22 protein-coding genes are annotated in these 22,826 nt (G+C 71.4%); 8 read left to right on the forward strand and 14 right to left on the reverse strand.

Going from position 1 to position 22,826, the window contains the following annotated elements; translation table 11 throughout:
- The first annotated feature begins 91 nt into the window (after window positions 1–91).
- Together nhaA and RH861_RS04475 are read left to right on the forward strand one after the other, a co-directional pair.
- Window positions 92–1,948: a Na+/H+ antiporter NhaA gene (gene nhaA, locus RH861_RS04470; RefSeq protein WP_310519937.1), complete on the forward strand. Its 1,857-nt coding sequence runs from the start codon at window positions 92–94 to the stop codon at window positions 1,946–1,948.
- Window positions 1,945–2,424 carry a GNAT family N-acetyltransferase gene (locus RH861_RS04475; protein WP_310519938.1) on the forward strand — a complete coding sequence of 160 codons (480 nt, stop codon included), beginning with the start codon at window positions 1,945–1,947 and terminating at the stop codon, window positions 2,422–2,424. Before nhaA ends, RH861_RS04475 begins: the two co-directional genes overlap by 4 nt.
- A gap of 82 nt (window positions 2,425–2,506) precedes the next feature.
- On the opposite strand, the gene RH861_RS04480 is transcribed toward RH861_RS04475, so the two are convergent.
- The 3 genes from RH861_RS04480 to RH861_RS04490 all read right to left on the reverse strand — a co-directional run bounded on the left by RH861_RS04480 (window position 2,507) and on the right by RH861_RS04490 (window position 5,332).
- Window positions 2,507–3,835: an MFS transporter gene (locus RH861_RS04480; protein ID WP_310519939.1), complete on the reverse strand. Its 1,329-nt coding sequence runs from the start codon at window positions 3,833–3,835 to the stop codon at window positions 2,507–2,509.
- Between the two features lie 200 nt (window positions 3,836–4,035).
- Window positions 4,036–4,611, reverse strand: coding sequence for a GNAT family N-acetyltransferase (locus RH861_RS04485; RefSeq protein WP_310519940.1), 576 nt, complete (start codon window positions 4,609–4,611; stop codon window positions 4,036–4,038).
- A 55-nt stretch (window positions 4,612–4,666) separates the two neighbouring features.
- The gene (locus tag RH861_RS04490; protein WP_310519941.1) at window positions 4,667–5,332 is read right to left on the reverse strand and encodes a DUF6518 family protein; all 666 of its coding nucleotides are present in this window, start codon (window positions 5,330–5,332) and stop codon (window positions 4,667–4,669) included.
- A gap of 175 nt (window positions 5,333–5,507) precedes the next feature.
- Here RH861_RS04490 and RH861_RS04495 point away from each other — a divergent pair, with 175 nt between their 5' ends.
- Together RH861_RS04495 and RH861_RS04500 are read left to right on the forward strand one after the other, a co-directional pair.
- Window positions 5,508–6,488: a 1-phosphofructokinase family hexose kinase gene (locus RH861_RS04495; RefSeq protein WP_310519942.1), complete on the forward strand. Its 981-nt coding sequence runs from the start codon at window positions 5,508–5,510 to the stop codon at window positions 6,486–6,488.
- On the forward strand, window positions 6,485–7,240 hold the full coding sequence (locus RH861_RS04500) for a 5'/3'-nucleotidase SurE (protein WP_310519943.1): 756 nt from the start codon (window positions 6,485–6,487) through the stop codon (window positions 7,238–7,240). The genes RH861_RS04495 and RH861_RS04500 overlap by 4 nt, the downstream gene beginning before the upstream one ends.
- On the opposite strand, the gene RH861_RS04505 is transcribed toward RH861_RS04500, so the two are convergent.
- The 11 genes from RH861_RS04505 to RH861_RS04555 all read right to left on the reverse strand — a co-directional run bounded on the left by RH861_RS04505 (window position 7,227) and on the right by RH861_RS04555 (window position 19,232).
- Window positions 7,227–8,471, reverse strand: a complete 1,245-nt coding sequence (locus RH861_RS04505) for a histidine kinase dimerization/phospho-acceptor domain-containing protein (protein ID WP_310519944.1) — start codon at window positions 8,469–8,471, stop codon at window positions 7,227–7,229. The genes RH861_RS04500 and RH861_RS04505 overlap by 14 nt on opposite strands.
- Window positions 8,464–9,180: a response regulator transcription factor gene (locus RH861_RS04510; protein ID WP_310519945.1), complete on the reverse strand. Its 717-nt coding sequence runs from the start codon at window positions 9,178–9,180 to the stop codon at window positions 8,464–8,466. Before RH861_RS04510 ends, RH861_RS04505 begins: the two co-directional genes overlap by 8 nt.
- Before the next feature lie 86 nt (window positions 9,181–9,266).
- Window positions 9,267–11,084, reverse strand: coding sequence for an Ig-like domain-containing protein (locus RH861_RS04515; RefSeq protein WP_310519946.1), 1,818 nt, complete (start codon window positions 11,082–11,084; stop codon window positions 9,267–9,269).
- Between the two features lie 76 nt (window positions 11,085–11,160).
- Complete coding sequence (locus tag RH861_RS04520) at window positions 11,161–11,595, reverse strand: hypothetical protein (RefSeq protein ID WP_310519947.1); 435 nt, start codon at window positions 11,593–11,595, stop codon at window positions 11,161–11,163.
- Window positions 11,592–12,215 (reverse strand): signal peptidase I, encoded by a 624-nt coding sequence (locus RH861_RS04525; RefSeq protein ID WP_310519948.1) that lies wholly within the window; start codon window positions 12,213–12,215, stop codon window positions 11,592–11,594. The genes RH861_RS04520 and RH861_RS04525 overlap by 4 nt, the downstream gene beginning before the upstream one ends.
- A 38-nt stretch (window positions 12,216–12,253) precedes the next feature.
- Window positions 12,254–12,826, reverse strand: coding sequence for a TasA family protein (locus RH861_RS04530; RefSeq protein WP_310519949.1), 573 nt, complete (start codon window positions 12,824–12,826; stop codon window positions 12,254–12,256).
- A gap of 152 nt (window positions 12,827–12,978) precedes the next feature.
- Window positions 12,979–13,269 carry a DUF4287 domain-containing protein gene (locus tag RH861_RS04535; protein ID WP_310519950.1) on the reverse strand — a complete coding sequence of 97 codons (291 nt, stop codon included), beginning with the start codon at window positions 13,267–13,269 and terminating at the stop codon, window positions 12,979–12,981.
- A gap of 79 nt (window positions 13,270–13,348) precedes the next feature.
- On the reverse strand, window positions 13,349–14,017 hold the full coding sequence (locus RH861_RS04540; protein ID WP_310519951.1) for an HAD family hydrolase: 669 nt from the start codon (window positions 14,015–14,017) through the stop codon (window positions 13,349–13,351).
- A gap of 140 nt (window positions 14,018–14,157) precedes the next feature.
- Window positions 14,158–17,100 (reverse strand): GH32 C-terminal domain-containing protein, encoded by a 2,943-nt coding sequence (locus RH861_RS04545; protein ID WP_310519952.1) that lies wholly within the window; start codon window positions 17,098–17,100, stop codon window positions 14,158–14,160.
- A 126-nt stretch (window positions 17,101–17,226) separates the two neighbouring features.
- Window positions 17,227–18,168 carry a PfkB family carbohydrate kinase gene (locus RH861_RS04550; RefSeq protein WP_310519953.1) on the reverse strand — a complete coding sequence of 314 codons (942 nt, stop codon included), beginning with the start codon at window positions 18,166–18,168 and terminating at the stop codon, window positions 17,227–17,229.
- A 2-nt stretch (window positions 18,169–18,170) separates the two neighbouring features.
- A complete protein-coding gene (locus tag RH861_RS04555) occupies window positions 18,171–19,232 on the reverse strand; it encodes a LacI family DNA-binding transcriptional regulator (RefSeq protein ID WP_374760946.1) in 1,062 nt (353 codons plus the stop codon).
- Between the two features lie 117 nt (window positions 19,233–19,349).
- On the opposite strand from RH861_RS04555, the gene RH861_RS04560 reads away from it, so the two are divergent.
- The 4 genes from RH861_RS04560 (at window position 19,350) to RH861_RS04575 (ending at window position 22,780) form a co-directional block, all read left to right on the forward strand.
- A complete protein-coding gene (locus tag RH861_RS04560; RefSeq protein WP_310519954.1) occupies window positions 19,350–20,453 on the forward strand; it encodes a substrate-binding domain-containing protein in 1,104 nt (367 codons plus the stop codon).
- Window positions 20,454–20,571: 118 nt separating this feature from the next.
- Window positions 20,572–21,612: an ABC transporter permease gene (locus RH861_RS04565; RefSeq protein ID WP_310519955.1), complete on the forward strand. Its 1,041-nt coding sequence runs from the start codon at window positions 20,572–20,574 to the stop codon at window positions 21,610–21,612.
- The gene (locus RH861_RS04570; protein WP_310519956.1) at window positions 21,609–22,427 is read left to right on the forward strand and encodes an ATP-binding cassette domain-containing protein; all 819 of its coding nucleotides are present in this window, start codon (window positions 21,609–21,611) and stop codon (window positions 22,425–22,427) included. Before RH861_RS04565 ends, RH861_RS04570 begins: the two co-directional genes overlap by 4 nt.
- Window positions 22,424–22,780 (forward strand): putative quinol monooxygenase, encoded by a 357-nt coding sequence (locus tag RH861_RS04575; protein WP_310519957.1) that lies wholly within the window; start codon window positions 22,424–22,426, stop codon window positions 22,778–22,780. The genes RH861_RS04570 and RH861_RS04575 overlap by 4 nt, the downstream gene beginning before the upstream one ends.
- Window positions 22,781–22,826: the final 46 nt, after the last annotated feature.

Here is a 22,826-nt window from a genome sequence, read left to right on the forward strand (position 1 = left end):
GGATCCTCCGTCCGACGGGATGTCGTCCAGTATGCCAACCGGCGCCCTCGCCCACTGCCCCCGCCGCGGCATCCGCCCCTAGCATGGGCGCATGAGCGCCCCCGCCCCCGCTCCGGCAGCCACGACCGAGGGCGGTCGTCGGCGCCCCCGGCTGCACCTCGGCACCGGCGACCGCGCCGCCGCGGCACTGCTGCTGCTGGCCACCGTGCTCGCGATCGCGTGGGCCAACTCGCCCTGGGGTGAGACGTACGAGGCGTTCTGGGGCCTGCCGATCGAGCTCGGCGTCGGGGAGGTGGTCCTGCGCACCGACCTGCACCACTTCGTGAACGACGCGCTCATGACGCTGTTCTTCTTCGTCGTCGGCCTCGAGGTCAAGCGCGAGTTCACCCTCGGCGAGCTCACCGACCGGTCGCGCGCGATCGTCCCCGTGGTGGGCGCGATCGCCGGACTCATCGTCCCCGCGCTGATCTTCCTCGCGATCGCCTGGCCGACCGGGCAGGCGCACGCGTGGGGGATCGTCATCTCGATGGACACCGCGTTCCTGCTCGGGGCGCTCGCGATCATCGGCCCCAAGTTCCCGGCGCGGCTGCGGGCGTTCCTGCTCACCCTCGCGGTCGTCGACGACATCGGCGCGCTGCTGGTCATCGCCGTGTTCTACAACACCGGGTTCGATCCCGCGCCGCTCGCCATCGCGGTGGTGCTCATGGTCGCGATCGCGCTCGTCCGGTTCCTCCGCGCGGGCCGCGGCATCGCCTACGCCGTGCTCGGCATCGCGCTCTGGTTCGCGGTGCTCGCCGCCGGCATCCACCCGACCCTCGCCGGGGTCGCCGTCGCCCTGCTCATCCCCGTGTTCCCGCCGGCGCGGTCCGACGTGGAGCGCACCGCCGAGCTCACCCAGGCGTTCCGCGAGTCGCCGAACGCCGCCTACGCCGCCGCCGTCAACCGGAGCCTGCGCGAGTCGATCTCGATCAACGACCGGCTGCAGGGGGCGTGGGGGCCGTACATCTCGTTCCTCGTCCTGCCGATCTTCGCGCTCGCGAACGCGGGCGTGCACCTGAATGCCGAGACCATCGGCGCCGCCGTCGTGTCGCCGCTCGTCTGGGGCATCGTCGCCGGGCTCGTCGTCGGCAAGTTCGTCGGCATCACCGGCGCGGTCGCCGTCGTCACCGCCACGGGACTCGGCCGGCTGGCACCCGGTCTGCGGATGCCGCGCATCGCCGGCGGGGCCGCGCTGTCGGGCATCGGGTTCACGATCTCGCTGTTCATCGTGTCGCTCGCCTTCACCGACCCCGAACTCCGCGACCTCGGACGCGTCGGCGTGCTCGCGGCATCCGTCATCGCCTTCCTCCTCGGATGGGCCGTGTTCACCGTCGGCGACCGGCTCTGGCCGCCGCAGCCGGTCGGCAAGGTGCTCGTGCGCCCGTTCGACCCGACCCGCGACCACTACCGCGGGCGAACCGACGCGCCGTACCAGATCGTCGAGTACGGCGACTTCGAATGCCCGTTCTGCAGCCGTGCGACGGGGTCGATCGACGCGGTCCTCGAGCACTTCGGCGACGACGTCTGCTGGGTGTGGCGCCACCTGCCGCTCGAGGGCGTGCACGCGCACGCGAAGGATGCGGCCCAGGCGTACGAGGCCGCGGCGCTGCAGGGTCGCCACCTCGAGCTGGCCCGCCTGATGTTCGCGAACCAGGACGCGCTCGAGACCGACGACCTGTGCCGGTACGCCGCCGAGATCGGCCTCGACGTCGAGCGCTTCCTCGACGACCTGCACTCGCCGAAGGTGGTGCGGCGCGTGGAGGACGACCAGCTCGACGCCGAGGTGATGGACCTGCACTCCACGCCGACGTTCTTCGTCGGCGGCGTCCGCCACACCGGTCCGTGGGACTCGCGCTCGCTCATCCGCGCCCTCGAGCGGTCGGTCGAGACGCCGCGGTCGATCGGATGACGGTCCGCCTCCGCCCGTACGGGCCGGCCGATGCGGCGCCGACGCTCGAGGTGTTCCGGCGCGCCGTTCGCCTGACCGCGGCGGCCGACTACGGGCCGGAGCAGGTCGCGGCGTGGGCGCCGGACGACCTCGACCCCGCAGCATGGGCTGCGCGGCGCGCGGAACGGAACACGGTGGTCGCCGAGGTGGACGGCCGGGTGGTCGGGTTCACCGATGTCGACGCCACCGGCTACCTCGACATGATGTACGTCGATCCGTCCGTCGGCGGCCGGGGCGTGGGTCGCGCCCTGCTCGCCTGGGCGCTCGAGGAGGCGAGCCGCGCGGGCCCCGAGGTCGTGCGGACGCACGCCAGCATCACGGCGAGGCCCTTCTTCGAGGCCCACGGATTCATTGTCGACGCGGTGCGCCACCCGGTGCGCAACGGCGTCGTCTTCGAGAACTTCGCCATGAGCCGCGTGCTCCGGGGACCGGGCTGACGGCACAGGGAACGGGGGCGGATGTCCTGCGACACCCGCCCCCGTCGTTCGCGCGGACCCCACCGCGCGCTGCACGCGCCCCCTACACGTGCAGGTCGGTGCCCTTCGTCTCCTTGATGAGCGAGACGGCGACCAGCGAGATGACCGAGGCGATGGCGATGTAGACGCCGATGGTCCAGGAGTTGCCGGTCGCGGTGAGCAGCGCCTCCGCGATCATCGGGGCGAACGCGCCACCGAGGATCGCGCCGAGCGCGTAGCCGATCGAGACGCCGGAGTAGCGCACGTTCGCCGGGAACAGCTCGGCGTAGAGCGCCGCCTGCGGGCCGTACGAGAGGCCGAGGCCGAACGTCATCACGAACAGCGCCACGAAGTACCAGACGATGTTGCCGGTGTCGATGAGGAACCACATCGGCACCGCCCACAGCGCGAGGAAGGCGTAGCCGATCTGGAACGTGCGGATCCGGCCGAGGCGGTCGGAGAGGCGGCCGCCGAACATCGTGAAGCCGAGCCAGCCGAACGAGGCGAGCACCGTCGCGAGGAGGACCGTCGGGCGGTCCATGCCGAGCGCGGTCACGGCGTAGGTGGCGAAGAACGCGATGAGCAGGTACCCGGCCGCGTTGTTGGCGATGAAGACGAGCGCGGTGAGGACGACGTTCTTCGTGTTGTGGCGGAAGAGCTGGCCGAGCGGCGCCGACGACTCCTGCTTGCGGCGCTGCAGGTCCTGGAAGACCGGGCTCTCCTCGACGGCACGGCGGATGAGGTAGCCGACGACGATCAGGACGATCGACAGCAGGAACGGGATGCGCCAGCCCCACTCGACGAACGCCTCCTGGGACATGGTGGAGGTGATCACCCAGAGCGTGAACGTGGCGAGGATCATGCCGACCGGGACGCCGATCTGCGGGAACGCCCCGAAGAAGCCGCGCTTCTGGTTGGGTGCGTGCTCGACGGCCATGAGGGCCGCGCCGCCCCACTCGCCGCCCGCCGAGAAGCCCTGCAGGATGCGCAGGGTGATCAGCAGGATGGGCGCGGCGATGCCGATGGCGGCGTACGTCGGCAGGAAGCCGATGAGCGAGGTCGAGACGCCCATCATGATGAGCGTGAAGACCAGCATCTTCTTGCGTCCGAGCTTGTCGCCGAGGTAGCCGGCGACGACCGCGCCGAGCGGGCGGAAGAGGAACGAGATGCCGATGGTCGCGAAGGCGAGGATCTGCGCGAGCGCCGGGTTCGACTCGGCGACGGGCGCGAGGAAGAGCGGGGCGAGCACGAGGCCGGCGGCCTGGGCGTAGATGAAGAAGTCGTACCACTCGATGGAGGTGCCGACCAGGGTGCCGGCGAGGACCTTGCGCTCCTCCTTCGGCATGCGGCCGGTGCGCTCGGCTTCCTCGTGGATCTGTGACGTCGTCGTCATGCGAACTCCGTTGTTCTGTGCAGGTTCGGGTGGGTCGGGTTGTCCGCGGCGCGGGGGGTGGGTGCGCCGTTGCGGATGCAGGCCGGACGCCGGTCGTTTTGCTGACCGATCGTTCGGTATGTAAAGCAGACCATAGCGCACGCAGGTCGTTCACCGAAACCCCCTGCGATGAACGGTCGCCCTGGCGCGACGAACGGCGGCTACCGCAGGTCGAGCCGCATCAGCACGCGCGGGAACCCGTTGATCACCGACTCCGTGTCGGACGCCTTCGTGAAGCCCGCGGCCTCGTACAGCGCGCGCGTGCCCACGTACGCCATGGTCAGGTCGACCTTCGCCCCGCCGTTGTCGACCGGGTACCCCTCGACGGCTGCCGCACCATGCTCGCGCGCGAACGCGACGGCGCCGGCGAGCAGCCGATGGGAGAGTCCCTGACCGCGGTGGCCCGGCCGCACCCGGATGCACCACACCGACCACACGTCGAGGTCGTCGACGTGCGGGATCTTCCGGTTCGTGGCGAAGCTCGTGTCGGCCCGCGGGTGCACGGCCGCCCAGCCGACCGGCTCGTCGCCGTCGTACGCGATCACCCCGGGCGGCGGGTCCTGGGCGACGAGCTCGCGCACGCGCTCGCCGCGCGCCCAGCCGCGCAGCGCCAGGTTCTCCTTCGAGGAGGTGAGCCGGTAGCTCAGGCACCAGCACACGTTCGCATCGGGCCGCTTCGGCCCGAGCACCGCGGCGACGTCGTCGAAGACGGATGCCGCGCGTACCTCGATCGCCATGCCCCGAGCATGCCAGCGGCATCCGACATCGCCGACGACACAGCGGACGGCCGGTTCAGAGCGCGGCGAACACCAGCGGCAGCGCGAGGAAGGCCAGGATGAACCCCCCGGCCACGACCGCCGTGGTGAAGCCCATCAGCGCGACGGGCACGGCCGAGCGCAGGCGCACCGCCATGGCGACCACGAGCACGGCGCCCAGGACGATCACCGCCCACCAGTACACGGGGCTCGTGGTCTCGGCGACGACGACCAGACCGTAGGCGCCCTCGCCGATCAGGATCCCGGCGAGCACCCCCGCGCCGACGGCGGCCTCCATCGGGCGCCGGCGCAGGGCGTGCGCGGCGACGCCGACGACCGGTCCCGTCACGATGCCGATGACCCCCCAGACCACGGGATCGAACGGGAAGCCGCGCCATCCGGAGACGACCGCATAGCCCACCGTCAACGCCACGAAGGCGAGCGCACCCGTGAGGGCGGCCTCGGGTCGGCGGCGGGCGCTGAGGAACACCAGGACCGCGGTCGGCATCGTCCAGCCCGACGCCGAATTGGCGAGCGACGCGAGCTCCGCGGGCAGGAAGGCCTGCCCGAACGACGTCGCCCCGCCGAGCACGAACGCGACGGCGGTGACGGCCGCGACCCGCAGCGCGGCCGGACGGATGGGCACGAAGAACCGGTCGTCGGCGAGTCGCGAGGGCGGAGGGGCGGTGCTGGTCGAGGTCACCCGACGATTCTGCTCGGCTCCGGCCCGCCCCCGGCCGGTCGGCGGACGATGTCATCCTCACGGGGGAGGCCGTGGAACGGCGACGACCGCGCGATGCAAGGCCCTCGTGGCATCCGTTCGCCGCCCCTATCGTGGCGCGCGAGGCCGACGGAACCGACCCGACGAGGTGAGGACCATGACCGACGTGCTGATCTTCGCTCCCGCGCCGCTGCTGACCGTGACGCTCGAGGGCGACCATCCCGGCGGCGACCTGCACGTGCACTCGGGCGGGCAGGGCGTCTGGCAGGCGCGGATGCTGCGCACCCTCGGCCGCACCGTGACCATCGTCGGATCGTTCACCGGCGAGTCCGGTCGCGTCGTGCAGCACCTGCTCGGCGACGAGGGCATCGAGGTGCACCCCGTCGTGCGCACCGGCCGTGGACCGGCGTACGTGCACGACCGGCGCACCGGCCGGCGGACCGTCGTCGCCGAACTCGCCGGCGACCCGCTCTCGCGGCACGACCTCGACGAGCTGTACGCCGCGGTGCTCCGCGAGGCCATGGCCGCCCGCATCGTGATCCTCAGCGGCCCGGCCGACGAGGGCATCCTGCCCGACGACGTGTACCGGAGGCTCGCCGCCGACCTACGTGCCGAGGGCGTGCCGGTCGTCGTCGATCTCGCCGGCGCCCGCCTCGAGGCCGCGCTCGCCGGCGGGGTCACCCTCGCCAAGGTGAGCGACGCCGAACTGCGCGAGGCCCTGGAGATCCGCGGCGACTCGGTCGACGAGGTCGTCGCGGCGGGCCGCCGCCTCCGCGACGCCGGAGCCCGCAGCGTCGTCATCACGCGCGCCGGCGAACCGCTCGTGCTCATCGACGGCGAGCACGCCCGCCTGGTGCACGTGCCGCGCATGCAGGAGGTCGACCCGAACGGCGCCGGCGACTCGCTCCTCGCCGCGGTCGTGAGCGCGCTCGCCGAGGACCGACCCCTGCTCGAGGCGATCGCCTTGGGCGCGGCGGCCGGGGCGCTCAACGTCACGAGGCACGGCCTCGGCACGGGCGACCCCGAGGCCATCCACCGCCTCCGGGCGCGCGTCACGATCGAGGAGGTCGGCGACGACGACGCGCAGGTGGTCACACCCGACCAGCTCGCGGCGCGTGCGGAGGTGGACGACCGATGAGCACCGTGCTGATCACCAACGACGACGGCATCGACTCGCCCGGGCTGCACGCGCTCGCGGCGGTGGCGATCGACGAGGGGCTCGAGGTGATCGTGGCGGCGCCCGCCTCCGAGGCGAGCGGGTCGAGCGCCTCGATCATCGGCGCCGACCATGACGGGCACGTGCACATGTCCCACCGCGAGATCGCGGGGCTCGACGTGCCGTGCTACGCGGTCCGCGCGGCGCCGGCCCTGATCGCGCTCATCGCCGCGCACGGCGCGTTCGGCGACGTCCCCGATGCGGTGCTCTCCGGGATCAACCGCGGCGCGAACATCGGGCATGCGGTGCTCCACTCGGGCACCGTCGGCGCCGCGCTCACGGGCGGATCGAGCGGGGGTCGCGGACTCGCGGTCTCGCTCGACGTGGGCATGCACCCGGTCGCGCACGAGTGGGCAGCCGCGGCGGCGCTCGCCCGCGGCATCCTGCGCCCACTGCTCACCGCGGCGCCCGGAACGGTGCTGAACCTCAACGTGCCCAACCGAGCGGATGCCGCCGACCTGCGCCCGGAACCGGCCACCCTCGCCCCGTTCGGCATCGTGCAGACCACCGCCGCCGAAGCCGGCGAGGGCGGCGTGCGCCTGACGGTGGCCGACCTCGAAGGCGAGCACGACGAGCGGAGCGACGCGTCGCTGCTCGCGGCCGGCCGGGCGACGCTCACCGCGATCACCGCGGTGGGCGAGACGGCGCTGCCGGCCGGACTCAGCCGGTCGTGAGCTCCTGCTCGCGCGGCAGGATCAGCGAGAAGGTGGTCGTGGGCGCGGAGTCGAGCAGCAGGTGCCCGCCGAGTGCCTCGGCCAGTTCGGCCGCGAGGGCGAGGCCGATGCCCTCGCCGCCGTTGGCGCTCCGCCCGGGCGTGCGCTGGAAGACGGTGTTGCCGCTCGGACGTTCGCCCTCGTCGGCGACGCGGACGGTGACGTAGGCGCTCGCGGTCGAGGCCGACACGGTCACGTCGCCGCGTCCGTGCTGGAGCGCGTTGTGGATCAGCACGTCGAGGATCTGCCCCGCCGGTGCGGGAGCGGCAGCATCGGCGAGTTCCCTCGTCGTCACGACCTCGATAGTGCGGTCGCGTGCGTCGGCGTGCGCACTCCAGCGGTCCGCGGCGTCCTCCAGGAGCTCGTCGACCGGCGACCACTCGTCGGCGCCGGGCGTCCCGCCGCGGGCGAGGTCGAGCAGGTGCCCGATGGCGTCGGAGAGCCGGTCGATCTCCTGGATGGCGTGCTCGAGCTGGTCGCGCTGCTCGGGCGTGGTCTCCTTCCACAGCGACAGGTCTTCGAGTTCGAGGCGCATGGCGGTGATGGGCGTGCGGAGCTGGTGCGAGGCGTTCGCCGCGAACTCGTGCTCCCGACGGATCCGGTCCTCGAGCGTCGCCGCGCTCGTGCGGAGGGCCTGGTCGATGGCGCGCGCCTCGGGGATCCGGAGGTCGTCGCCGGGCGCGGAGAGGCGGCCGCGGCCGAGCTCGCGCGCCGTGCCGGCGAGGCGCACGAACGGGTCGGAGAGGCGGCCGGCGAGCAGCACGCCGACGATGGCCGAGGCGAGCAGCAGGCCGATGCCGATGACGACGACCGGCATGAGCGCCTCCTGCACACGCTCGCCGATGACTTCGCTCGAGCGGCTGAACTCGACCGTGCCCCCGTCGGCGAGTTCCGCGATCGCGGTGATGTCGTCGGGTTCCGGGTCGACGCCCGCGGTCACGACGCGGCCGTCGGCGGCGGTGAACGTGATGCGCTCGCCCTCGATGACGAGCGGCTCCAGGAACTCCTCGGTGACCTCGTTGCCGGCCTCGCGCTCGGTCATGAGCACGGCGAGGAAGTCGGCGAGGCGGACGACCCGTCGTTCTTCGCTCGACTGCACGAGGTCGGCGACCATGTACGCGCGCGGGATGCCGTACAGCGCGATGATCCCGACCGCCAGCGCGACGAACGCGATGACGAGCCGTTCACGCATCCGCGCGCCCCTCGTCGAGGCGGAATCCGACGCCTCGGATCGTCGTGATGCGCACGTCGGCGCCGGCGTCGTCGAGCTTCTGCCGCAGTCGCGCCATGGTCACGTCGAGCGTCTTGGTCGAGCCGAACCAGTTCTCGTCCCACACCTCGTCCATGAGCTGCTCGCGCGTGACGACCGCACCGCGGTGGCGGTCGAGCTGGGCGAGCAGGTCGAACTCCTTGGTGCTGAGCTGCACCTCCCGGTCGCCGGCGTGGGCGCGACGCGAGGCGGGGTCGACGGTCAGGGGCGTGGCGGATGCCGCGGCCGGGGCGTTCGCGCCGGGCTCGGCGGAGATCGGCCGGGAGCTGCTGCGGCGGAGCAGGGCCCGCAGGCGGGCGAGGAGCTCGGCGAGCGCGAAGGGCTTGGCGATGTAGTCGTCGGCGCCGACATCGAGGCCGACGACCCGGTCGAGTTCGCCGTCGCGGGCGGTGAGGATCACGATGCCGCCGTCGTAGCCGAGGTCGCGGAGCCGGCGGCACACGTCCAGGCCGTCCATGTCGGGGAGCCCCAGGTCGAGCACCACGAGTTCGACCTCGCCCGCGGTCGCCTGTTCGATCGCGGCGCGCCCCTCGGCGACGCGCAGCACCTCGTAGCCCTCCCGCGAGAGGGTTCGAACCAACGGCAGCGCGATGCCGTCATCGTCTTCCACCACAAGGATCTGCCGCCCCACGACGTCGATGCTATCGACGTCGCCCTCGTCTTCCCGGGGCGCCCGACCCCGAGTGTCGGCATCTCGTCGCCCCGGCTCGCCCACGCTCAGAACTCCCGGTCCAGTGCGCCGGACTCCGTCACCGGAGCGGTCGAGCAGGGGTTGCCGGCCATGTCCGTGGCCGCGGCCGCGGGGCTCCACACCATCGCGGAGGCGGTGTTCACCGTTCGCAGCGCGCCGCCGTTCAGCAGCGACCCTACGGTGACCTGGACGACCGTCACGGGCATGCCGTTCACGGTGGCGGTGCTCGCGGTGAGGGTCGCGTTGAAGTTCGACGTCTTGCTCGTCTTGATGTAGTCCTGCTTGAGGTTCACGGATCCGAGGTTGACGGCGGCGCCCGAGCGGAGGATGTCGACGGTGTCCCCGGCGTTGCCGAGTCCGAGCAGGTTGCCGTCGCGGAGGCGGAGGGTGACCGGCAGCGCCGATCCGTTCCATCCGGCCACGATGCTCGCCGGGTTCATCTGCTCGCTGTAGGTGAACGTCATGGTGTCACCGGTGTCGACCTTGCCCGGGGCGGCGCCGCCGTTGGCGGTCTGCACGTCGAAGCCGCGCACGGGGGTGTTGTCGACGCGCCGGCCGCTCACCGTGTTGGAGGTGACCTGCTTGTTGGCGTTGTCGGTGAGGATCGCGCGGAAGTCGACGAGCCCGTCGGCGACCGTCCGGGTGTCCCACGCGCAGCTGTACGGCGCGGTCGTGATGGTGCAGACGGCGGTCCACGTGCCGGTGCCGCTCTGGGCCCGCTGGATGACGATGGACTTGACGCCGGCGCTGGAGTTCGCGGCGGCCGACAGCGTGACGGTGCCGCTGAGGAAGGCGCCCGGGTCCTCCATCGAGATGGAGATGACGCTGTTGTCGACCGTGCGGCTCGACACCGTGGTCGAGGTGGCCGAGTTGCCGGCGTCATCCGTCGCCACCGCCCGGAAGGCGTAGACGCCGTCGGCGACCGTCGTGGTGTCGAAGCGGCACGAGTACGGCGGCGCGGTGACGGTGCACGCGTCCTTCCAGGCGGTGGTGCCGGTGGGCGTGTACTGGATCACGACCCGGTTCACGCCCGAGTGGGCGTCCGAGGCGGATGCCGCGAGCGTGACCGTGCCGCTCAGCGGCGTGCCGGGGTCGGTCATGGTCACGCTCGGCGCGACGTTGTCCACCAGCACGTCGGCGACGACGGCCGAGGTCATCGTGATGCCGTTGAGCGTGGCGACCGATCGGAGGTCGAAGTAGTCGTTGGCGAACGACGCGGTGTTCCAGTTGCAGGTGTACGGCGCCGTGAGGTTGCTGCACAGCGTCCGCCAGGTGCCGGAGCCGGCGGCGGCGTACTCGACACGGACCGAGTAGGTACCGGTCCCGGCGTTCTGGAGGGTCGTCGCGAGCGGCACCGTGCCGCGGACCACGTCGCCCGGGTCGGCGAGGAGCACCGCGAACGCGTTGGCCACGGTGGTGCGGACGAGGGCGGAGGTGGTGGCGTACCCGGCGTTGTCGGTCGCGATCGCGCGAAGGTCGTAGCTGCCGTCCGGGACGGTCCGCGTGTCCCAGCTGCAGCGGTACGGCGACGCGGTCGCGGTGCACAGCGTGGTCCAGGTGGTCGCGCCCGCGGCCTGCACCTGGACGACGACGTCGCGGATGCCGGTCTCGGCATCGGACGCGGCGGCCGTGATGGACACGGTGTCCTTCAGGCCGGTGCCCGGGTTCTGGATCGAGACGGTGGGCGGCGTCCAGTCGACGGCGGCGCCGACGGCGCTCGATCCGTTCGAGGTCTGGGAGGTGAACGCCGCCGAGGAGAATCCCGGTCCGTTCGCGCCGACGCCGGCGACGAGCAGCACCGCGAGTGCGGCGCCGATCGCGATGCGGGCGGCAGCGTGGATCATGGGGTGGTCCCTTCAGGGGCGGGGGTCGGTTCCGACGCTACGCGGCAGTGGGTTACAGCCACCCCACGAGAGCACCTCACCGGCGCAACAAACGCTCCCGTTCGCCCACGCCGGCGCGGGTGGGCGCCGGCTCGCATTCGCTGCTGAGCCCGACGCGGAGGGCGACGAGGAGGCCCGTGGCGAGAACCACGATCGCGATGTCGCGGGCGGACCAGGGCTGGGGTGCACCGCCGGGCAGACCGATGAGGTGCGCGAGTCCCGCCCCGAGCAGCGAGGCGCCGGCGACGATCGCCATGCCGACGCGGGACTCGATGCAGCCCGCCGTGCCGAACCTGGCGGCAGCGCCGAGCCCGATCAGGCCGAGCAGCACCGACAGCAGGAGGTAGGGGTCGACCGTGATCTCGCCGATCGGGCCGATCGCCAGGTGCAGGAGCGACAGGGCGGTGAGCGCGGCGACCGCCGCCCACCGGAGTGGGCGGCGTCGCCGGGGGGAAGTGGGCGCGGTGGTCACGTGACGACCTGCCCGGAGGGGGTGGGGGCGGGAGTGAGAACCGGGACGCCCGCGTTCGGGTCGGGGGGAACAGGCGTCCCGGTGGTCTTGGAGCCGCGGAGCGCGCTGATCACGTCGCGGAGGCAGAGGAGGGCGACGATGCCGGCGGGGATGCCGATCACGAGGACCCTGGTGAGCGGTTCGGCGAGGCCGATGAAGATCCAGCCGACCTCGGGCAGCCAGCCCTCGACCCGGGGCTGCACCGCATCCTCGAGGGCGAAGGTCCACGGGTCGGCGCTCTCGTTGGCGTCGCCCTGGGTCTGGAAGATCGGGGAGTCGGTGCCGGCGGGGGCGGGCTCGATGGAGATGATCCGGTGGGTGACGAGCTCGGTGATGCCGGACTCGGCGGGGGGAAGGTAGGTGATGACGTCGCCGACGCGGAGGTCGGCGACCGGCACCTGGCGTTCGAACACGAGGGCGCCGCGTTCGAAGGTGCCCGACATGGAGCCGCCCGTGATCACGTAGCGGTCCAGCCCGAGCAGGCCGGGGAGCAGCATGAGCGCTGCGATGGCGGTGGCGATGAGGGCGACCGCCGTGATCATCGCGTTGCCGATGGTCTTCGCCGTGCGCGTGGCGCTCATGCTGCTGCTCCCGTCCCTGTCTCGTGGTCGTCAGGTCGTCACTGGTCGTAGGTGGTGGCGGCGGTCTGCGTGCCGTTCCAGGTGTACGTGGCCGTCGCGGTCTTGCCCTGCTCGGCGTTGGTCGCGGCCTGGGCGAGCGTGACGCTGAAGGTGTACTCGCGCGCCTCGCCGGCGGCGAAGGTGCCGAGGTCGATCGGGCCCGAGGTGGTGAGCGCGCCGAAGGTGCCGGACCACACGGGGGTCTGCGAGCCGGTCTGGGTGATGACGAGCGTGAGGTTCGACTTGGTGACGAAGTTGTTGACCGCGTCCTCGGTGAGCTTCATGTTCGAGGCGAGCGAGCCGGTGTTGGTGATGGTGACCTTGCCGTTGACGACGTCGCCCGGCTTGAGGTTGCTCACGTTGAAGATCGCGTTGCCGGCCTTCGAGTTCGACTGTGTCAGCGTGCCCGCGTTGAACGCGTTGGCCGAGTTGACCGAGTTGGAGATGAAGTCCGCACCCGATCCGGCGGTGACCGCGGCGGCGACCAGGAGGCCGGCGAGCGGGACCAGGATGCGCTTGCGCGAGCGGGGCTTCTCCGTGGCCCGGGGGGCCTGGGGGGTGATGGCGTCCATGGGGATGGGGTTCCTGTTCTGTTCGTGTGAACGTCTGTGATGGCAACGCTATGGAGGCGTCGGCAACAGGAACCCCACGCCCGATCCACCGTCCGGACAGGTCTGGGCCACAACTGGGGATCAATGCAACGGTATGGAAACCCGGAGTCGCGTCATCCGTTCGGGTTCGTGGCCGCGCCGTCGAGCCACAGCGTGTCGGCGGGGTCGCTGTGGGCGCCGCCGCTCTCGACGTGGTTCGCGCTGATCTGCGGCCCCTTGGTGATGACGTGCACGAGCGCCATGGCGTGGCCGCGGCCGAGGCCGTAGTCCTCGGCGAGCCAGGCGATGATCGGCGTCGCCTTCGTGCCCGGGCCGTAGCCCCGCTCGGTCGCGAGCTCGATGAACTGCCGCGGGGTGAGGCCGGTCTTGGCCTCGATGTTGTCGAGATACGCCTGGAAGGACATGCGCTGCTCCTCAGCGGTCGGCGGGCCCGTCGGCCCAGATCTGGACGATGGTGTCGGACGCGTGGATGCGGTCGGAGGTCTAGCCGAGCACGAGCTCGTCGAGGCGGGCGAGCAGGTCGGCCGGATCGTCGAACACCTCGCGCGCCCCGGCCTCGCGCAGTTCCCCGGCCGAGGTGCCGCCCGATCGCACGCCGTAGGCGATGACTCCGGCACGTGCGGCGGCGATCATGTCCCAGGTCGAGTCGCCGACGAAGGCGGCGTCGGCGGCGTCCGTGCCCGCGCGCTCGAGCGCGACGGCGAGGATGTCGGGGTCCGGCTTGGCGCGGTCGACGTCGTCGGCCGACGTCGTGGCGTGCACGGCGTCGCCGGCGTCGAGCGCCCGCAGCAGCAGTTCGAGTTCCTCGTCGGGGGCGGAGGTGGCCAGCACGGCGCGCATGCCACGGTCGGCGACCGCGCGGAGCAGGTCCGTGGCGCCGTCGAAGGCCCGCAGCCGCGGGGCGAGCTCGCGGTAGAAGAGGGAGTGCCCTTGCTTTGCCTCCGCCGTCCACGCCTCGTCGCGTTCGCCCGCGAGTTCCGTCACGAGCCTGGAGGCGTCCTGTCCGATGGCGCGGTGGATCCGCCAGGCGTCGGCGTGGACGCCCTGCAAGGCGAACGCGCGCTGCCATGCGTCGACGTGCAGGAAGTTGGAGTCGACGAGCGTTCCGTCGATGTCGAACAGGATGGTGCTCGGTCGGGCCGTGGGCGTCATGCGTCCCGTTCTACGCCTCATTCCGGCCGGTTGCCCGAGACCGCGCCGATGGTGAACGACGCGGTGACGCCCTCGGAGGCGATGCGTCCGGTCGCGGGTGGGATGCGGCGCTCAGCATCGCCGCACCCCACCCGCGCGGCTCACCCGGCGACCGTGACGAGGAACTCGGTTCCCTGTGTGACCCCGGCCGAGTTCTCGACGTCGACCCGGTAGCGGTGCTCGCCCGGCGCCGCGCCCGTGACCCGGAACGCGAATGTCCGCTCCGAATCGGCGGTGCGGTACACGCGGTCGATCACCCGGTCGTCCTCGAGGAGCCGGACCACCGTGGTCGGCTCGCCCTTGCCGACCTTCACCTTGATCTCGTAATCCCCGTCGGCGTCGGGCGTCTTGCGGGGGCCGGTGAGCGCCGTGACCTCTGCCGCGGACGGCGCGGCCGTCGCGCCGTCGGCACCGGCCTCGCGGTACATCGCGCCGTGCATCGGCGTCACCGTGAGCGAGTCGAGCCGCGCGTCACCCCCCTCGGCCCACAGGCCGATGGCGTCGGCGCCCGCGTTCGGGAACACCTGGTCGGTGATGGTCGTGCGCCCGTCGTCGGCGAACACCTCGACCGAGGCGCGATCGACGTAGACCGTGAGGGCGAGCCGGCCGTCCTCGAGCTCCATCGGCGCGTCGTCGAACGACGCGAACGCCGGATGGAAGGCCGTGTTCCCCGAATCGCGACGATCGACGTAGAGGCGAGCGGATGCCGCGTCCCAGCCGATCCGCGTCGCCGACTCGTCGTCGCCCAGCACGCTGAGGCCCACCGCGTCGGCATCGCCCGGGTCGAGGACCACGTCGATGCGCACCACGTCGCCCGAAACGGGCAGCGTCTCCGCGCCCTCGACGATGTCGCGCCCGCCATCCGTGAACGCCACGTCGGGTCGTTCGAGTTCGGCGAACTCCGGGACCACTCGCTGCGCGAGGCGCGGCCCGCGATCGGTGCTCACGAGCTCGACATCGCGGGGGAGGGTCATCGCGCTGCGCCAGGTCCCGGTGGGGATGTCGTTCGCGTAGTCCCAGTTGTTCATCCACCCGAGCATCACCCGGCGGTCGTCGGGCGCGTTCGCGAACGACACGGTCGCATAGTAGTCGCGGCCCCAGTCGAGCCAGTCGTATCCCTCGAGCCGGGGTGCGGCGGCGACGTCCGAGAACATGACCTGGTCGACGAGGATGTGACCCCAGCCGAACCGGTTGTTGTCGATGATCCTGATCGTGGCGTCCTGCCCGGCGAACTCGGCGACATCCCAGCTGACCCAGTCGAGGTTCTCGCTGTTGCGGCCCGTGGCGCTGCGCACGACCTCACCATCGACCACGAGGTTGACGGAGGTCTCGTCCGAGCGGGGCGTCGCGGGCTCCGCGCCGAGCACGAGGTGGTCGACCGTGAGGTGCCCCCAGCCGCCGGTCGCGTCGTCGTGCACCTGGAAGCGCACCTCGTCCCCGGCGAACTCCGAGACGTCCCACGACTGCCAATTCAGCTGACCGGCCTCGGGGCCCGTGGCCGTGCGCACGACCTCGCCGTCGACGAGGAGGCGCACCTCGAGAGTGCCGTTGAGGCGCTTGCCGCCGCCGACGAGGAACGACAGGTGATCCTCGCCCGGCTCGATCGTGAAGGCCGGGGACGTCAGGTCGCCGAGGTTGTCGTCGCCCTTCGGGCCGCCCTCCCACGTGTTGAGGCGCTTCGCGCCGAGGTAGTAGTCGCCGCCGGCCGTCGACGGGTTGCGCGCGGGGTCGGTCGCGAAGTCGCCCGTCAGCTCCCAGCCGGTGTCGGCGAGCGTGGTGCCGTCGGCGAACTCGAAGCCGTCGAACAGCAAGCGGCCCGCCGGCGGCTCGTTGCCGAGCTGCGTCCCCTCGACGTGCGGGTGGTTGCCGCCGCCGACCAACAGGTTGATGCGGCGCTCGTCGACGGTGAACGTCGGCGATTCCATCGTGCCGACCGGCCAGTCGTGATCGGCGAAGCCGTTCACGAGACCGGCGCCGATGAATCCCGTCACCGGGTTCTGGCCGGGCAGCGTGCCCGTCGCCGGCGCGTCGGTCCACGGGCCGTTCGCCCAGTTGCCGGGCTCGTTCGCGACGCTCCAGCCCTCGTACGTGCCGTCGTCGAAGCCGGCGAAGAGCTCGCCGGCCGGCAGCGCGTCATCCGATACGGTGCTCTCGGACGTGAACGTCGTGCCGTCGAAGTCGCCGACGAAGTACTGGCCGCCGGACCCGCCCGCCACCGAGCCGGGATTGAGGTTCACGACCATCACCCACTTCACGTTCGACGGGTCACCGTCGACCGCCAGGGGGAAGAGGTCGGGGCACTCCCAGATGCCGCCTGTCGCATTCGCGGGGCCGAAGTCGCTGAGGTGGGTCCAGTTCTTCAGGTCGTCGCTGCGGTAGATCACGACCTTGTAGTCGAGCGCCTCGACGGCGACCATGACCCAGTACGACTCGCCCGTCTCCGGGTCCTCGTACCGGAACACCTTGGGGTCGCGGAAGTTCGCCGAGTCGCGGTCGAGCACCGGATTGCCCTCGTACTTGGTCCACGTCATGCCGCCGTCGGTGCTGTAAGCAAGCGACTGCGCCTGCTTGCCCGCGTGCGTCGGGTGCGCAGGCGTGTAGGCGCTCGTGTAGATCGCGACCATGGCCGGGTCCTCGGCCGTGCCGAACCCGCTCGTGTTGCCCTCATCGATCACGGCGGACCCCGAGAAGATGTCCTCGATGGCGGTCCCGTCCTCATCGAAGGTCTGCGGGATGGCGATCGGCTGCTCCTCCCAGTGCACGAGGTCGGTGCTCGTCGCGTGGCCCCAGCTCATGTTGCCCCAGCGGGTGCCGTACGGGTTGTGCTGGAAGAACAGGTGCCAGGTGCCGTCGTCGTACACCATTCCGTTCGGGTCGTTCATCCAGTTCTCCTGCGGGGAGAAGTGCAGGGCGGGCCGGTACGGCTCGTCCGCCGGGTGCACCTCGGGATCCGCCGCCGCGGCGGGCGGAACGCCCCCGAGCGTGGTGGCTGTCGCCGTGGCGGCGACGATCGCGATCGTTCTCCATCTTGATACCGTCGTCATCGACTGGTTCGCCCTTCGTTGCGCGGGTCACGCCTCACGGGTGACATCGTTGTCAGAACGCGGGCGATGCTACGCAGTGTCCAGCGGACAAATCAACCACCCCGCACGCGGGATGAACATTCCGCGTCAGGCGACCCGAGGCTGGTCGGTCGCCGTGCGCAGCAGCGCGCCCTCGTGGCGCACGGTCGCCGCGGCGACGGTCATCGCTCCTGCGAGGGCCGACGACCATGCGTCCGCGGTACCGGGCATCCCGTTTCGGACGATTTCGTCGATCACGGCCGCGAGCGTCGCGTCGCCCGCGCCCATCGTGTCGATCACGGGTCCCGGCAGGTCCACGATCCCGGCCTGCACCTCGAGCCGGCCGTGGTGCACGGCGGCGCCGTCGCGGCCCGCCGTCGCGAGGACGGCGGTCTCGTGAGCGGGCGGCGCTGCCGAGCCGGGGCGGAGCCGGGAGACGAGCTCTCCGAGCGACGCGTCCAGCAGCAGCGCCGCGTCCTCGTCGCCGACCTTCACGAGCAGCGAGCGGGCGGCGATGCGTTCGAAGTTCGACTGGAAGCGGGCACGGTCGTGGAGCATGCCCGAGCGGGGATTGCCGTCCACGACCAGCCGCTGCTCGGGATCGCGGATCGCCTCCAGGAGGTCGGCGACCTGGTGGTCGTCGTCGAACGGGAAGCAGCTCACGGCGACGACATCGGCCTCGTCGAGCGCTGCGCGTGCCGCATCGTCGAACCGGAACCGGCGATGACGTGCCGCGTGGTTGAACTCGTACCTGGGCTCGCCGTCGGTGCGGTCGGAGATCGCGCGCGCGGTGCCGTGCGCGGAGCCGCACTCGACCAGCCGGACGCCGTGGTCGTTCAGGAACGTCCGGATCCGGCTGGCGGGTTCGTCGTCGCCCAGCATCGTGATGAGCGTCGGGCGGTGTCCGAGGACCGCGAGTCCCACCGCGACGTTCAACGCGGCACCACCGACGAATTCGCGGGAGCCGGTGGCGTCGCGGAGCTCGTCGATCAGGGCGTCGCCGACGACGGTGATCCGGGCGGGGGTGAGGGCGGGGGAGGTGGCTGGCACGGTCATCCTTCGTGTCGGGGTGTGATCTCGCCGGAGCCGCGCGCGATGAGGCGGGTTCGCACGACCGAGCGCCCAGCGGGCGAGTCGTCGCCGTCGAGGCGCGCGAAGACGCGCTCCGCAGCGATCCGCCCGATCTCCTGGGGGTTCTGCGCGACCACGGTGATCCCCGGCTCGAGCAGGTCGGCGAGCGGCACGTCGTCGAAGCCGACGAGCGCGGTGTCGCGGTGTCGGCCGAGTTCGCGGAGCGCCCGGATCACGCCGATCGTGACGAGGTTCTGACTGGAGAAGATCGCCGTCGGCGGGTCCGGGCGGGTGAAGAGCTCGATCGCGGCGCGTTGGGCGGCCGCTTCGTCGTGGAGGTCCTCCACGACAGGGATGTCGCGAGTGGCCACCCCGGCGGACCCGAGCTCGTCGAGGAATCCGCGCCGGCGTTCCTGAGCGGTGCGAATCGTCGAACGGTCCCCGAAGTAGGCGAATCGGCGGTGTCCGCGCTCGAGTAGGTGCCGGGTGGCCATGGCGGCGCCGTCGCGATTGTCGCTCACGACGGTGTCGGAGGTGACGCCGGCGGGCTCCCGGTCGACGAAGACCACGGGCGTGCCGCGACGCAGCTCGGGCGCGAGGTAGGACTGGCTCTCGGAGACCGTGGTGAGGATGAGGCCGTCGACGCGGCGACGGAGGAACGCCGATACGGCGGCCTGTTCGCGCGCCGGGTCGTCGTCGAGGCTCGAGGCGAACACCGCGACGCCCCGGCCGAGAGCCACGTCTTCGACCGCCCGGTGCACTGCCCCGGCGAACGGGTTGTCGACACTGCCGACGAGCAGGCCGAGCGTTCGCGACCGGCCGTCGGAGCGCCTCAGGTTGCCCGCGTGCAGGTCGGGCTCGTAGTCCAGGGAGCGCGCTGCGGCGAGCACCTTCGCCGTGGTCGCCGGGGACACGTTGGGCTCGCCGTTGATGACGCGCGAGACGGTCTTCACGCCGACGCCGGCAAGCGCGGCGACATGCCGCATGGTCGGCCGTGCGCGGGCGGCCTCGGGCGCCGCGCCGCCGTTTGACAACGGTGTCACGTTTGTATCTCCATCGACGGGTTGTGTCTTGACTATACACATCGGCATGCACTAGACCTTCCGTGACATCGTTGTCACCGAGGGTGACGATGCCCCACACCAAGAGGAGATTCCCGGATGAATCACGAAAGCCCTGGCGCGATCCGCCGCCGACTGGTCCTGACCGGCTCGCTCATGGCGAGCGCGGCGCTCGCCTTCACCGGATGCGCCTCGTCGGGCGCTTCCGGCGAGAGCGCGAGCGGCGCCGAGGGCGAGAGCATCAGCGTCTCGCTCATCACGAAGACCGACACCAACCCGTTCTTCGTCGCGATGCAGGAGGGCGCCAAGACGGCCGCCGAGGACCTCGGCGTGGAGATCACGCTCGCCGCAGGCAAGGAGGACGGCGACGAGGACACCCAGATCCAGGCCGTCGAGAATGCGATCTCGCGCGGTGACGCGGGGATCCTGATCACCCCGAACGGCCCGGCCGTCGAGGATGCGCTCATCAAGGCCCGGGACGCGGGCCTGTACGTCATCGCGCTCGACACCCCGCCCGGCGACCCGGAGTCGGTCGACATCACCTTCGCGACCGACAACTACCTGGCCGGTCAGGAGATCGGCAAGTGGGCCGCGGCCAAGCTCGACGGCGAGAAGGCCACCATCGCCATGATCGACCTCTTCGACGACAAGATCGTCTCGGTCGATGTCGCGCGCGACCAGGGCTTCCTCGACGGCATGGGCATCGACCTCGCCGACGAGGCGAAGAACGGCGATGAGGCGAAGACGGGCGAGTACTCGGGCGGCGAGTACGAGATCGTCGGCAACGAGGCATCGCAGGGTGCCGAGGACGGTGGCCGCACCGCCGCCGAGACGCTCCTGTCGAAGAACCCGGACATCAACGTCGTCTACACGATCAACGAGCCGGCCGCATACGGCGCGTACGAGGCCTTCAAGGCGGCCGGCGCGACCGACGACCTCGTCGTCGTCTCGGTCGACGGCGGCTGTGCCGGCATCGAGGCCGTGACCGACGGCGTCATCGGCGCCACCAGCCAGCAGTACCCGCTGAAGATGGCCGAGCTCGGCGTCCAGGCCATCCACGATCTCGTCACCACCGGCGAGACCCCCGAGGTCAGCGAGGGGCTCGACTTCTACAACACCGGCGTCGCGCTCGTGACCGACGAGCCTCAGGATGGCGTCGAGTCGATCGACACCGCCGAGGCGAGCGAGATCTGCTGGGGCTGATCCGGTGACCCCATGAGCGGGGCGGGCCGCCACGGATGACTCGTGCCCGGTCGTCTCGACCACCCGCCCTGCTCATGCCCGGATCGCACCCGAACCGCCATTTCCGAACGGAGCCCACGTGACTCAGCACACGACCGAGCCGCCGACCTCGGCGCTCGACCTGGCCGAGGAGTTCCTCGACCGAACCACCCCGCTCAGCCGCATCCGCAACACGCTGCACCGGTACCCCGCGATCAGCCCGGCCATCGTGCTCGTCGTCGCCGTCATCGTGTTCGGGCTGCTCAACGAGCGATTCCTCAACCCCGCGAACCTCTCGCTCATCACCCAGCAGGTCGCCGTCGTCGGCACACTCGCCGTCGCCCAGACCCTCATCATCCTGACCGCCGGCATCGACCTGTCCGTCGGCGCGGTCATGGTCCTCAGCTCGATGGTCATCGCCCAGTCCACGGTGCAGGCCGGCCTGCCCGCCGTGCTGGGGCTCGCCGCCGGCCTGGCCGTGGGCCTCGCCGCGGGCGCCCTCAACGGCGCACTCGTCACCCGGCTGAAGCTGCCGCCGTTCATCGTCACGCTCGGCACGTTGAGCATCTTCCTCGCCCTCACGCTGCTGTACTCCGGCGGGGCGACGGTGCGCGGACGGGAGATGCCCGAGCTGCTCACCTGGACGGGCGCGACGTTCCCCGTGTTCGGCGTGAACTTCACGGTGGGTGTCGTGATGATGCTCCTGCTCTACGTGGCGGTCGCCTTCATCCTCCAGAAGACGGCCTGGGGTCGGCACGTCTACGCCGTCGGCGACGACCGGGAGTCCGCGCGCCTCGCGGGTATCAGCGTCAACCGCGTGCTGATGAGCGTGTACCTCGCGGCCGGTGCGATCATCGCCCTCGGCGCGTGGATCCAGATCGGCCGCTCCAACGCCGCATCGCCGAACGCGGGCGCCGACCTCAACCTGGACTCGATCACCGCGGTCGTGATCGGCGGCACCAGCCTGTTCGGCGGTCGCGGCATGGTCTGGGGGACGCTCCTGGGCGCGCTCATCGTGGGCGTGTTCCGCAACGGCCTCGCGCTCGCCGGACTCGACGTGCTGTGGCAGACATTCGCCGTCGGCGTGCTCATCATCATCGCCGTCTCGGTCGACCAGTGGATCAGGAAGGTACGCGCATGACCCCCAACGACGCCACGGCCACGACCGCTGCCCCGGCGCCGGTCACCTCGGCCGACGGTCGGGAGCCGATCCTCCGGGCCCGCCGCCTCGTGAAGACCTACGGTCGCGTCGTCGGCCTCGACGGGGCGAGCCTCGAGCTCTACCCGGGCGAGGTCCTCGCCGTCATCGGCGACAACGGTGCGGGCAAGTCGACGCTCATCAAGTGCCTCACCGGTGCGGAGATCCCCGACGAGGGCGAGATCTGGCTCGAGGGCAGGCCGGTGCACTTCAAGCGACCGCAGGATGCGCGGGCTGCGGGGATCGAGACGGTCTACCAGGGCCTCGCGGTCTCGCCGGCGCTCGACATCGCGTCGAACCTGTTCCTCGGGCGCGAGGTGCGCCGGAAGGGCGTACTCGGCTCGGTGTTCCGCATGGTCGACCAGAAGGGCATGCGCCAGCGCGCCCGGGACGAGCTCAACGCACTCGGCATCTCGACCCTGCAGGACGTCACCGTCGCCGTCGAGAACCTCTCGGGCGGCCAGCGCCAGGCGGTCGCGGTGGCCCGGGCGGCGGCCTTCGGCTCGAAGGTCGTCGTGCTCGACGAGCCGACCGCCGCGCTGGGCGTACGAGAGTCGAATCAGGTGCTCGAGCTCATCATGAGCCTTCGCGATCGGGGCATCCCCGTCATCCTGATCTCGCACAACATGCCGCACGTGTTCGAGGTCGCCGACCGGATCCACGTGCAGCGGCTCGGCAAGCGCGCCGCGACGATCACGCCGCAGTCGCACTCGATGACCGACGCGGTCGCGATCATGACGGGAGCGAGCGCCGGATGACCCTGACCGAGACCTCGACCGCGGTGGAACTCGTCGCCGAATTCACCGCGCTGCCCGGCTGCGAGGACGAGGTGGAGAGGCTGCTGCGCGATCTCACGATCGCGGTGCGGGCCGAACCCGGATGCCTCGTGTTCGACGCCTACGTCCTGACCGATCCACCGGCCGTCGCCGAAGCGGACCCCGCTTGGACGGCGGTCGGGACCCGCTTCGTCGTCGTCGAGGCGTACCGCAACGCGGCCGCCTTCGCGGAGCACCTGGCCCAGCCGCACGGTGCGGTCTTCAACGCCGCCCTTGGGCCGCTCATCGCCGAGGCGAACGGCTCCGAACTGCGGTTCCTGCGTCGAGTGGTGTGAGCGGATGCGGCCGCCGTCCGGCTCGGTCGGGCGGCGGCCGCGCTTC

The organism is Agromyces indicus (assembly GCF_031432295.1).
Lineage (GTDB): Bacteria > Actinomycetota > Actinomycetes > Actinomycetales > Microbacteriaceae > Agromyces > Agromyces indicus.